10 protein-coding genes and 2 pseudogenes are annotated in these 11,865 nt (G+C 37.8%); 6 read left to right on the forward strand and 6 right to left on the reverse strand.

Annotated elements, in window-relative coordinates:
- Window positions 1–115: 115 nt before the first annotated feature.
- The 4 genes and pseudogenes from K6V48_RS10940 to K6V48_RS10955 form a co-directional block, all read left to right on the forward strand.
- Window positions 116–1,237, forward strand: a pseudogene (locus tag K6V48_RS10940) (ATP-binding protein); the annotation flags it as partial.
- A 181-nt stretch (window positions 1,238–1,418) separates the two neighbouring features.
- Entirely contained in the window at window positions 1,419–2,282 is an 864-nt protein-coding gene (locus K6V48_RS10945; protein WP_222369688.1) for a hypothetical protein, read from the forward strand.
- Window positions 2,283–2,729: 447 nt separating this feature from the next.
- Window positions 2,730–3,305, forward strand: a pseudogene (locus tag K6V48_RS11945) (IS1634 family transposase); the annotation flags it as partial.
- 237 nt (window positions 3,306–3,542) lie between these two features.
- Window positions 3,543–4,976: an ATP-binding protein gene (locus K6V48_RS10955; protein WP_222369692.1), complete on the forward strand. Its 1,434-nt coding sequence runs from the start codon at window positions 3,543–3,545 to the stop codon at window positions 4,974–4,976.
- Window positions 4,977–5,215: 239 nt separating this feature from the next.
- Here the strand turns inward: K6V48_RS10955 and K6V48_RS10960 are convergent, their stop codons facing one another.
- A complete protein-coding gene (locus K6V48_RS10960) occupies window positions 5,216–5,377 on the reverse strand; it encodes a hypothetical protein (protein ID WP_172102626.1) in 162 nt (53 codons plus the stop codon).
- Window positions 5,378–6,002: 625 nt separating this feature from the next.
- Here K6V48_RS10960 and K6V48_RS10965 point away from each other — a divergent pair.
- Entirely contained in the window at window positions 6,003–6,452 is a 450-nt protein-coding gene (locus K6V48_RS10965) for a pyridoxamine 5'-phosphate oxidase family protein (protein ID WP_172055606.1), read from the forward strand.
- A gap of 90 nt (window positions 6,453–6,542) precedes the next feature.
- Window positions 6,543–6,884, forward strand: coding sequence for a metal-sulfur cluster assembly factor (locus tag K6V48_RS10970; protein ID WP_172038825.1), 342 nt, complete (start codon window positions 6,543–6,545; stop codon window positions 6,882–6,884).
- Window positions 6,885–6,902: 18 nt separating this feature from the next.
- Here the strand turns inward: K6V48_RS10970 and K6V48_RS10975 are convergent, their stop codons facing one another.
- From K6V48_RS10975 to K6V48_RS10995, 5 genes are all read right to left on the reverse strand, one after another.
- Window positions 6,903–7,298, reverse strand: coding sequence for a DUF6176 family protein (locus K6V48_RS10975; protein ID WP_222369698.1), 396 nt, complete (start codon window positions 7,296–7,298; stop codon window positions 6,903–6,905).
- Window positions 7,299–7,353: 55 nt separating this feature from the next.
- Window positions 7,354–9,069, reverse strand: a complete 1,716-nt coding sequence (ilvD, locus tag K6V48_RS10980) for a dihydroxy-acid dehydratase (protein WP_172024819.1) — start codon at window positions 9,067–9,069, stop codon at window positions 7,354–7,356.
- A 168-nt stretch (window positions 9,070–9,237) separates the two neighbouring features.
- The gene (locus K6V48_RS10985) at window positions 9,238–9,648 is read right to left on the reverse strand and encodes a hypothetical protein (RefSeq protein WP_222369694.1); all 411 of its coding nucleotides are present in this window, start codon (window positions 9,646–9,648) and stop codon (window positions 9,238–9,240) included.
- Window positions 9,629–10,564, reverse strand: coding sequence for a phosphodiester glycosidase family protein (locus K6V48_RS10990; protein WP_222369695.1), 936 nt, complete (start codon window positions 10,562–10,564; stop codon window positions 9,629–9,631). The genes K6V48_RS10985 and K6V48_RS10990 overlap by 20 nt, the downstream gene beginning before the upstream one ends.
- Window positions 10,551–11,603, reverse strand: coding sequence for a bifunctional glycosyltransferase family 2/GtrA family protein (locus tag K6V48_RS10995; RefSeq protein ID WP_222369701.1), 1,053 nt, complete (start codon window positions 11,601–11,603; stop codon window positions 10,551–10,553). The genes K6V48_RS10990 and K6V48_RS10995 overlap by 14 nt, the downstream gene beginning before the upstream one ends.
- Between the last annotated feature and the right edge of the window lie 262 nt (window positions 11,604–11,865).

The raw sequence follows: 11,865 nt of genomic DNA on the forward strand, positions 1-11,865 counted from the left end.
CTATGATGCAGAGCATTATTTTTATCTTTAAGTGCTTGCTTTAATTCTTCAACTTGTGTCTGGGTAAGTTCTTTTGTCATAATACTATTATATCGCTATTTTTGATTTTTGTTAAGTATCAGTTGAATTGTCTTCAAACCGAGTGATTGCTGCGCCTAATGATGAGGTTTACCTGCGTCAGGGTGATGAGACCGTTAAACTCAGTTATGAACAACGGACTCAACTCAGCTATGATAAAGGACAACGCTTCTTTGAGGATGAAGTTGTGGCTGACGCGACCTTGGAAGACATCGATAATGAGCTGGTTCAGGATTTCAAGAATCGATTTGACATTTCAGACCGTTCGACAGAAGAAGTCCTCAAAGCTCGGCGTTTTCTGGTCAATGGAAAATTGACCAAGGCTGCTATCTTGCTTTTTGGTAAATATCCATCAGCTTTCTTCCCTCAAGCTCGTGTTCGTTTCCAACGATTTGATGGAACGGATATGGGGACAGGTAGTAGCTTTAATGTTATCAAGGAAGTAACCTTTGATGATGCACTGCCAAGCCTGATTATCAAGGCTCGCGATTTTATTCGTACCCAGCTGCGTGAGTTTCAATATCTGGATGACAATGGGCAATTCCAAATCTTGCCTGAATATCCAGAATTTGCCTGGTTTGAAGGTCTGGTCAATGCAGTTACTCACCGTGATTACTCGGTTTATGGGGATCACATTCGTGTGCTCATGTTTGATGACCGACTGGAGATTCATAGCCCGGGGAAATTGCCCAATATCGTCACTGTTGACAATATCAAGCATGAGCGGTTTTCAAGAAATCCTCGGATTGCCAGAACCCTGACGGAGTTTGGTTGGGTCCGTGAGATGAATGAAGGTGTTAAACGGATTTACTCAGAGATGGAATCAGCCTTTCTTCATGAACCAAAATACTCAGAGCCTGGAAATAAGGTTGTTCTAACACTTGAAAACAATATTGTCAGTCGCCATCTCCGTACGCGAGACAGCCTAGAAAAACAGTTCTCTGATTTTGGCGACCTTAATGCCGATGAGCAATTGCTGATTCACTACATGTATAATTCAGGTGAGAAAATGACAACGGCCAAAGCGATTGAACTGACAGGAAGAAGTCGCAAGTTTATTGTAAAAACGATGAAAAAATTACAAGAATTGGGTATGGTTGACTGGTATGGTGCCAATAAAAATGACAGAAATCAATACTATACTTTAACGAAAAATTAGTCTATTCTCTAGGAGGTAGGATACAGTAGGATACAGTAGGATACAGTAGGATACAGTGTTGGATATCGATTAAAGTAATATGATAATTAAAGAATAAAAATATTCAATTTAAGTTTATATATGACAGAGTTTTAATTTTAAATAGTTTTTATTTGGATTTATATATGTGTAGGAATGTTTAATGGTCGTTGAAGGTTACTATTTTGTTGGTTGCAGTATAGGTCGTAGACTATTACATAGAATAGGTAAAGAGGAGTATGAACTTTTAAAGAAATTCAATCTTGATTTTAATAAATTTTCAAATGTTGTAGATTGTTATAAAAATTTTATAAAATCTAAGAATATGTTAGAAGAATACATTAATAAAATTGAGACAGATATAGAAGAGATGGAAAAAATATATTCTGAGTTGAAGTTTTTAGTGTTAACAAATATCCTTTTAGGAAGACTATTTGTTGATAACTGTAAAGCATTTTCTACGCAATTAAAATTAGTAGAATTGAAAGAACTGATCAGAATATATGAGCAGTACGATGAGATTCGAATTCTGAAAATATTACGTGATTTTGGACAACATTTTTCTATTCCAGTCGATAATTTAGTGCAACAAATAGATCTCCTTAAAGAGAGAGCGACTGTTAAAATATATATTTCGAAATCTGAGCTTGAAAGAAATAAGGGTTCTAATAAACAGAATGACAAATTTATAAGTGAAATCTCAGAAAAAGAAATAGAACTTATTGGGTCTTTCAAAAAATGGTCATTTATCCTTGATAAGGTATTTTTGGATTTAAAAAGCATATACTACAATCAAATATCTTCTGAGATAAAGAGAATAGTTGGAATATATTTTAGTCCAGTTATATTGGGAAATAATATTTATCGACCGAATTATATATCAATAGAGTCTTTAGATCAATCAAATATTAGTTTATCGGACAATCCAGATGAAAGATTCAATACATATAGAAATATTGCATTTACTCGGTTTAGTAGGATAGCTATAGATGAATTGTTTAGTTTAGAGTTTGATAATGTTCTATGATAATTTATCAATATAATCAAAAGTATATAGAAACTATATCTTTGATAAAATTGAAAATGTGATATACTACTTCTTAATATAGTATGTGCTGGATGATTATTTATTCCTCAACTACATAAGCTCCGAAAACAGATTTTTGGTAATCTAATGGTAATCTATTGTTTGTAAGATTGGGTTATAATTGCTTATTTGTAATGAAAATGGACTTTGAAAGCTTGATTTAATAAGCTTTTGTAGATATTTGACTTCTGTCCCCCAAAACCAGGTCTTAAGAAAGCACGTAAAGCTTCACAATTCTCTAAACGTTAATATACCGCTATATATCAACGTTTCAAGGCATTCAAAGTTTCCCCTTTGGATGCTTTTTTTGCTGAATTTTTGAAAAGTTTCCCCTAAAATTTCCCCTAAATTTTTTTAAGGTTTCGATAGGCGATTTCGCCGACAGCCATAAAACTTCTAATCTTTCAACGAACTCTTAATCCGGGAAGTAAATATAAAACGTTCTACCACCAAGCTTTCCTATTCGGAGATTGGAATGTTCCATATAATTCAGTTTATCGGTCACTTGATATCTTAAATACCTTTCAATCAGAAATCCAACAGCACTTACATCAAGAAGTTAGCCAATTAACGAATCGAACTGGAACCTTAGTATTTTATGATGTTACCAACTATTTTTTTGAAATTGATGTTCCTGATGAAGATATACGTGATGAAAATGGAGACCTACTTGTAGAGGGGCTTCGTCGAAGAGGAGCTAGTAAAGAATATAGGAAAGACCCCATTATCCAAATGGGATTATTCATGGATATGAAAGGTATTCCTATCGCTTATAAACTATTTCGAGGAAACCTTACAGACCCCATCACTTATATTCCAGCAATCGAGCAAGTAAAGAAACAGTTTGGGATTGAACGGTTGGTAGTGGTCGCAGACAAAGCGATGAACAGCACAAATAACCTAAACGCTACTATAAAGAACAAAGACGGCTGGATTTTCTCACAAAAGCACCGTGGGAAACGTCCATACACAACAAAAAAATTAGAGTAAAAAACAGCTAATCCCTCGACTGGCAAGGGGTTAGCTGTTCTTCATGCTTTTTTAAGTGATAAACTCGGGAAGGACTCAATAGTTCACCTCATTTTTACTTTTTCATGGTTTTTAGGTATATAATCAGATTTCCAGGTATCAAATAGTGTTTTCTGATTAATGAAGTAGAATTGTGCTATAATAAAACTAGAAATATTGTGGGAGATGGATATGTATAAAAATGTATCACACTGGCAAACGGCAAAGGAAAACCAATACTTGGATAGAAAATCAGCTAGAAAGAAACCTTCTGAACTTCTTAAACACCTGATTGCTTTTGCCAATGCGGACGGCGGTCAGTTAGTTATTGGTATTGAAGATGAGAAACAGGGTAATATTATTACGGGTTTTAAAGATGGGAATGCCTATCCGATTGAAGATTTCAAAAAGATTGACCGTGAGATGCGTGAGACTCCATTGGATCTATCTTTTGAAGAAATCCCTGTAATCAATCATAAGGGTGAAGAAGATCATATTTTAGTTATATCTGTAGAATTGTCGTCGAATCGTGTGATTTCGGCACCAAATGATGAAGTTTACCTTCGTCAAGGAGATGAAACTGTCAAGTTGAGTTATGAGCAACGAACTCAACTCAGTTATGATAAAGGACAACGTTTCTTTGAAGATGAAGTCGTGCCTGATGCGACCTTGGAAGATATTGAGGATAGGTTAGTCCAGGACTTCAAAAATCGGTTTGATATTTCAAGCCGTTCGACAGAGGAAATTCTCAAAGCTCGACGTTTTCTTGTAAATGGTAAAGTAACCAAGGCAGCCATTTTGCTTTTTGGCAAATATCCATCAGCTTTCTTTCCTCAAGCTCGTGTTCGTTTTCAGCGATTTGATGGTACCGATATGGGGACTGGAAGTAGTTTTAATGTTATCAAGGAAGTGACTTTTGATGAGGCTCTCCCAACTTTGATTACCCAGGTTAGGGACTTTATCCGTACTCAGCTTCGCGAATTTCAATATCTTGATAATGATGGTCAATTCCAGATTTTGCCTGAATATCCTGAGTTTGCTTGGTTTGAAGGTGTTGTCAATGCAGTAACTCACCGTGATTATTCCGTTTATGGAGATCATATTCGTATATTGATGTTTGATGATCGTTTAGAAATCCATAGTCCTGGGAAATTACCTAATATCGTAACGGTTGAAAACATCAAGAATGAACGTTTTTCGAGAAATCCACGTATTGCCCGAACTCTGACCGAGTTTGGCTGGGTACGCGAGATGAATGAAGGAGTAAAGCGTATCTATTCTGAGATGGAATCTGCTTTTCTCCATGAGCCAAAATACTCAGAACCAGGGAATAAGGTTCTCCTGACGCTTGAGAACAACATTGTTAGCCGTAATCTCCGTACACGAGACAGTTTGGAAAAACAGTTTTCTGATTTTGGAACTCTAAATGCAGATGAACAAGCTATCGTTCACTACATGTATAATTCTGGCGATAAAATGACAACAGCAAGAGCGATTGAAATTACTGGTAGAAGCCGTAAATTTATTGTAAAAACTATGAAAAACTTACAAGAATTGGGCATCGTTGATTGGTACGGTGCAAATAAAAATGATAGAAATCAGTACTATACGTTGGTTGATAGATAGTTTATTCTTTATGAAGTAGGATACAGTAGGATACAGTAGGATACAGTAGGATACAGTAGGATACAGTAGGATACAGTAGGATACAGTAGGATACAGTAGGATACAGTAGAATACAGTAGAATACAGTAGAATACAGAAAAAGCGGTTATCAACAATCAGGTCGATAACCACTTTTTTTCACTATAGACATTATTTCAAGAATCGGCTGCGAATATGTCAAATTCGTTTAGGGGAGTATTTCATTTATCCGCTAATTCTTTCAATAATTCATCGTATTGGTTCATAGCACTTTTTAATTCTGTGTCAAAGTCAAAAGTTGTCTCAGCTTTGAGAATACTGGTTTCTACACTCGAATCCTCTTTACAAACTTGCATGGTACTGTTTTTCAATGGAAAATTCATTGGATATACCTCTCGATTTTTTTAACCATATTATACATGGTACGTGTGAAAATTAAAAGTGAATACTTCTAGCTGCTCTCATTTTCTAGAATCATGATAAGGTAAACTTTTGTATTTTCTGGTTCGATTTTGCATATTTTGATTGAAAATTTACCTTATTTTGATGAAATTAGTTGAAATTGTATGAAATTTTGAGTTTTGAAAAACCGTGAAAACGTTGATATTAAAAGCTTTTGAAATTAGTTGAAACAAAAGATGCCCCATCCAGATCTTAAGAAAGCACGTAAAGCTAGCCAATTCTCTAAACGTTTACATACCTCGATATATCAACGGTTCAAAGCACTCAAGAGTCGCTTTTTTATAATTAGGTAGTTTTTATAGTTACGACGGATTTTGATTGTTGTCATAATCGGTTCAGGAGTCAAATCCATACCAATTGGAAATCAAAAGGGTTGAGGAACCTTTGAAGGTTGAAAATGAAGCAAACATAGCTACCTTCTTAATTGGTTCTGTTAGTAGGGAGTTGTTCACGAAACACTTTCACCATTTCTATCAATATTCCACTTAACATTTTTGCTTGTTTTTGATATACTTTAGAAAATAGGTGTTTTCAAGGGGTGATACCATGGAACTAAAAGATATTATGCATATTTTGGAAGATATGAAGGTTGGAGTTTTTGCTACTTTGGATGAGTATGGAAATCCACATGCTCGTCATGCTCATATCACTGCAGCAAACGAAGAAGGGATTTTCTTTATGACAAGCCCAGAAACGCATTTCTATGATCAATTGATGGGGGATCAAAGAGTTGCGATGACGGCTATTTCTGAGGAAGGGTACCTTATTCAGGTAGTGCGTGTAGAAGGTATAGCCAGACCTGTGGAAAACGACTATCTAAAGACAGTTTTTGCGGATAATCCTTATTATCAACATATCTATAAAGATGAGTCTAGTGATACAATGCAAGTATTTCAGATTTATGCTGGTCATGGCTTCTATCATAGCTTGACTCAAGGTCATAAGTATATCTTTTCTATTGGTCAAGGTGAGCATTCAGAGGTTCGTGCACTTTGAAAACTAGTTGAAAACATTTGATAAGACAAGTATATTTCAAATAATTATGATACAATACTTTTTATAAATGTTTTAGGAGTGTTTGGATAAATGAGAGAAGATATTCAGATCAATGAGCGAGCCCTTATTTTGTCAGATCAATTGGTGGAGGTATTGGAATCCATTTACGATCCCGAGATTGAATTGGATATATACAATTTAGGACTTGTCTATGAAATTCATCTAGATGAAACTGGGTTTTGTAAAGTAGTTATGACCTTTACTGATGCAGGTTGCTCATGTGCAGATACGATGCCTGGAGAGTTAGTAGCAGCTTTGAAGACTATTGACGGAATAGAAGATGCTCAAGTCGAGATTGTTTGGTCTCCCGCTTGGAAAATGACAAGAATTAGTCGCTTAGGTCGAATTACATTGGGGATAAGCCCTAAATAAAAGAGTTGCAGTTTTATTTTACTGCAGCTCTTTTTTAAACGTATCATCGTATTGTCTGACTAATTCTTCCATCGTTTCATAAATGGGTTTGGGAATCATAAGGACTTGAGGATCCAGATCGACCATACCATAGCTTGGATCAATGCATTCTTCCCAGTATTCTAAATGTTTTTTGTCGATGTAGGATTCTGAATCTTCGACTTCGATCCCCCCTTCGGCTTGAACAGAATACCAGTAGAGGTATTCGCGTCCATCTAGTATTTCACGGAAAATTGTTTCGACATATATTTTTTCATTTTCGAGTGTCAACAGTGTGTCTTTCATGTGATTGTTGAGGAAGGCCATCCATTCGTCTACTTTTGCAGTCTTACCCTCTTTTACACGAAAACGAGATAATTCAACAGTTAATTTCAACTTCATTTCCTCCTTATAAAAGCCCAGTCGGCTAGACAAGGCTTTGTGATATGATTTATTGTTTACCAGTACGTTCAGGTCTCCAGAAGTCTGTAACAGCTCCTTTAGAGGCTGATGACACTGTATGGGCATATTTTCCGAGCACGCCACGAGAGTAGAGTGGTGGAATCACTGTTGTTTGCTTGCGTTCTTCAATTTCTTGATCAGACACATGCATGGTGATTTCTTTGGTATCCTGATCAACTGTTACCAAATCGCCAGTGCGGAGGAAGGCGATTGGGCCACCATCCTGAGCTTCAGGAGCGATATGACCAACAACCAGTCCATAGGTGCCGCCAGAGAAACGACCGTCTGTTAGAAGGGCTACCTTGTCACCTTGGCCTTTTCCGACAATCATAGAAGAAAGGGACAGCATTTCAGGCATACCAGGTCCACCTTTTGGACCAACATAACGGACAACGACCACATCTCCGTCGACAATTTCATCGGTCAATACAGCCTCAATTGCTTCTTCTTCGGAATTAAAGACTTTCGCAGGTCCAGTGTGATTACGGACTTTTACACCAGATACTTTAGCGACAGCACCTTCGGGAGCTAGGTTACCTTTGAGGATAATCAGAGGTCCATCAGCACGTTTTGGATTTTCAAGCGGCATGATGACATCTTGACCGGGGGTCAAATCGGCAAAGTTTTCCAAGTTTTCAGCCACTGTTTTACCAGTACATGTGATGCGGTCACCATGAAGGAAACCGTTCTTCAACAAGTATTTCATAACGGCAGGTACGCCACCAACGTTATATAAATCTTGGAAGACATATTTCCCAGATGGTTTTAAGTCTGCCAAATGAGGTACTCGTTCTTGGAAATCGTTGAAATCTTCAAGAGTTAGATCGACATTTGCGGCATGAGCAATAGCAAGGAGATGGAGGGTGGCGTTAGTTGAGCCCCCTAGAGCCATCGTAACAGTTATCGCATCTTCAAAAGCTTCACGAGTCAGAATGTCAGATGGTTTGAGTCCGAGTTCTAACATACGAACAACTGCACGACCAGCTTCTTCGATGTCAGCCTTTTTCTCAGGAGATTCCGCTGGATGAGATGAGGAACCCGGGATAGACATACCTAAAACTTCGATGGCTGTTGCCATTGTATTAGCAGTGTACATACCGCCACAACCACCAGGTCCAGGACATGCATTGCATTCAATTTCACGGACTTCCTCCGCTGTTAGATCTCCGTGGTTCCACTTACCAATTCCCTCAAAAACTGAAACGAGATCAATATCTTTGCCATTTAGTTTACCTGGAGCAATGGTTCCACCATAGGCGAATATTGCAGGAATATCCATATTGGCAATTGCAATCATAGAGCCAGGCATATTTTTATCGCATCCACCGATTGCTACAAAGGCATCTACGTTATGTCCACCCATTGCAGCTTCAATAGAGTCAGCAATGATATCACGTGACGTGAGGGAGTAGCGCATGCCGGGTGTTCCCATAGCGATCCCGTCAGCAACGGTAATGGTTCCATATTGGACAGGCCAAGCGCCAGCATCTTTTACACCTTCTTTAGCTAATTTTCCAAAGTCATGTAGATGGATATTACAGGGTGTATTTTCAGCCCAAGTTGAAATAACCCCTATGATAGGTTTTTCAAAACTATCATCAGTCATTCCAGTTGCACGAAGCATAGCTCGGTTAGGTGATTTGACCATCGAATCGTAGACAGAACTACGGTGACGGAGATTTTTTAGTGTGTCTTTTTCGGTCATTTCTCTTCTCCCTATCTTATTTTACCCATTATATCACAGAAATAGCGGAATTGATAAGAGAATGGATAAAGAAATGTAAATTTCTGAATATTCTGTAAAAGCAATCCTCGATGAAATATAAAAAAGACAGATGGTTTATACCAAATGTCTTAAAAGTCGGTGTGTCAGTTAAACTGTCGATTTTTGACGAGTTCTTCTTGTGTCACTGATGAATAGTGTGATGAGTGAAAGTGCCAGGAAACCAGCACCAACATACCAGTAAGGTTGATCTAAGGTGGTTGAGCGACCGGATAGATTGATGATACCTCGGAGGAGACATCCGGCTGTAATGGTAGCAATGCCTGAGTTCCACAAGTTATAAGTTATTCGTGATAAGTTGGGCTTGACTTGCAGAAGGCCCAATAGCAGAATGCCTCCCACTAAAGTTGCGCAGAACATATAGTGCATAAAGACTGAAACTTCTCCATAACTAAGGCTCTCGTAAATACGACTGAAGATGAATAGGAAGGCTGTCATAGCTAAGTAGGAGATAAATGTTCTTGAGAATCTCGTTGTTGAATTAGTAACCGATGTAGACAATGTCGCTCACCGCCCTTTCTGAAATAGTGTTTCCGTTTGTTGTTGGATTGTTAATAACTTGACCATTGAAGTAAAGAGTTGATGAGCCACCACCATCAAGGTTATAGGCAGTAGTTGCGCCGTACTCTTTCATAATTTCAGCCATTTGATAAAGTGACAATCCTTCGCTTTCGGTAGTTCGTCCATCAGCGACAACGATGATATAATGATTTTCGTCAATGATCCCGATAGCTGTACGCGGGTTTGAAGCCATGGCACGCCCGACTTCAGTAGAAGTATCTACGACAATTTCACCATTTTCGACTAAGGCAGGACCGAAGGCAAGTAAGTTGACAACCCCTTGGTCAATTAATTCTTGTGCAGTAACCTCGTCCTCGTAGATGATTTCAAAGGAACCATCGGCATAGATAGCAAGGTCCCCATAGGAAGAATTGTCGCGAACAGTATCACGGTAGAGGGTACCGTTCTTAATAACATAACCTGTTGAGTTGGCCCCGTAATAGTCACCGTTAATAGCTAAAATGGCATTGTTTGCTGCGGCAGTTTCAGAGGTTTTAGCCGTTATGTTGGTTCCATATGTATTTTTTGCAAGAGCTGTTTTCAAATATTCAGCAGAACTAACTTGAATATCTGCGACGTAAACGGTTGTGTTATTTGTAGTGATTGTCTCTAGATTAATCTGGATATTGTCATCTGAGTAGCTCGTATCAGTTGTAGATACATTGCTTGCAGTTGTTGCAGCAGTAGATGATGATACGGTGGTAGTATTTTGACTACTCGTATTAGTATTGCTTGCTGAGACAGTTGAGATGGCTTCGGAAATCACGAAGGTTTTTAACATGGAATAAGTAAATCCTCCTGTTAGGAGCATTCCGAAGATAGTGGCGTAGGCAAAGGGCTTTTTAAGCAATTTCATGTGATAATGATTTCCTTTCTTTAAAAATAATATTCTTTTGAATAAACCAAGATACTAGGAATAGAAGGAGTCCAACTGCTAATTTAACCAGATAAAGGTTTATACCTAACAGTTGATTGAATAAGTAGAGGAGAGTAGTATCGCATAAGAAGAGAATGAATGCGAGTGTGAAATAGCCTGCTCCCGTTCTTGTAACACTGTCCTTATTATTAAAAACCAACTTTTTATTCAAAGTAAAGTTGCATATGGCGCTACAAATTCGAGCGATGGTATTCGCTAAAAGTAACCGTAGGGCAGTCGGAAAAGTTGTAAAAATCAGTAAGGCTAAGGCATATACACCATAGTCAACCAGAAATCCACCAAAGGATGCGAGGGCGAATTTAAATAAGTTTTTATAAATTAATAAACCATCTTTGATTGGTCGAAAGTGTGAGCTAGCATTATCATCAATGTAAATTGTTTGGATAGGAACTTCTGTAATCTGATAACGCTGACTCGCTTGCGTAAGCATGTTCATTTCATATTCATAGCGATCACCTTCTATGTCTAACATAAAAGGAATTAGATCGGAATGAAAACCACGTAAACCAGTCTGTGTATCGCTAACGGTAACACCAGTTTGGAGTTTGAATAAGACCCGGGTCAATTTGTTTCCGAAACGACTGCGCAAGGGAATATCATTTGTAAATTGGCGAACACCTAGTATTAATCGGCTTGGGAGATTCATTGCAGCACGTGCAACTCGATCAATATCATTAATGGCATGCTGGCCATCAGCGTCCGCAGTGACAACCACTCCTGGTTTGTTTAATTCATAAATATATTGGAAGGCAGTACGCAAGGCCTGACCTTTTCCTTTATTGACCTCATGATGGAGGATTGTTGCGTATTGTTTTGCTATTTCTAGGATTTCTACAGATTCACCGCTACTCCCATCATCGACAACAATCACTTGACAATTTAGCCTGTTTTTCATTCCTTTTAGTAATTGGATTAATTTTTCATCTGGCTGATAAGCCGGTATCGTAACGTAATACATATCCATAAACCTCATTTATTTTCTTGATGGTTATACTATACGGGAGTTTTCTAAAACCAAGCTGAAAGCAAGCTAGTACTGGGTTTTGCTTAAGTTTTCCTTAAGAAAATATTAGGGAATCGTTAAGAATTCAGGCAAAAAGGTGAAAGTTCTATAATGAAGTTAGCCACTTTACCTTAATCAAAATCAGCTGCTTTACTATAAATGAGTTGGCGATTGATTTCATTTGATAACAGGCTTGAAGCTGTTAGGCTAAGTTGCC

Source organism: Streptococcus suis (assembly GCF_019794555.1).
Taxonomy (GTDB): Bacteria; Bacillota; Bacilli; order Lactobacillales; family Streptococcaceae; genus Streptococcus; species Streptococcus suis_AB.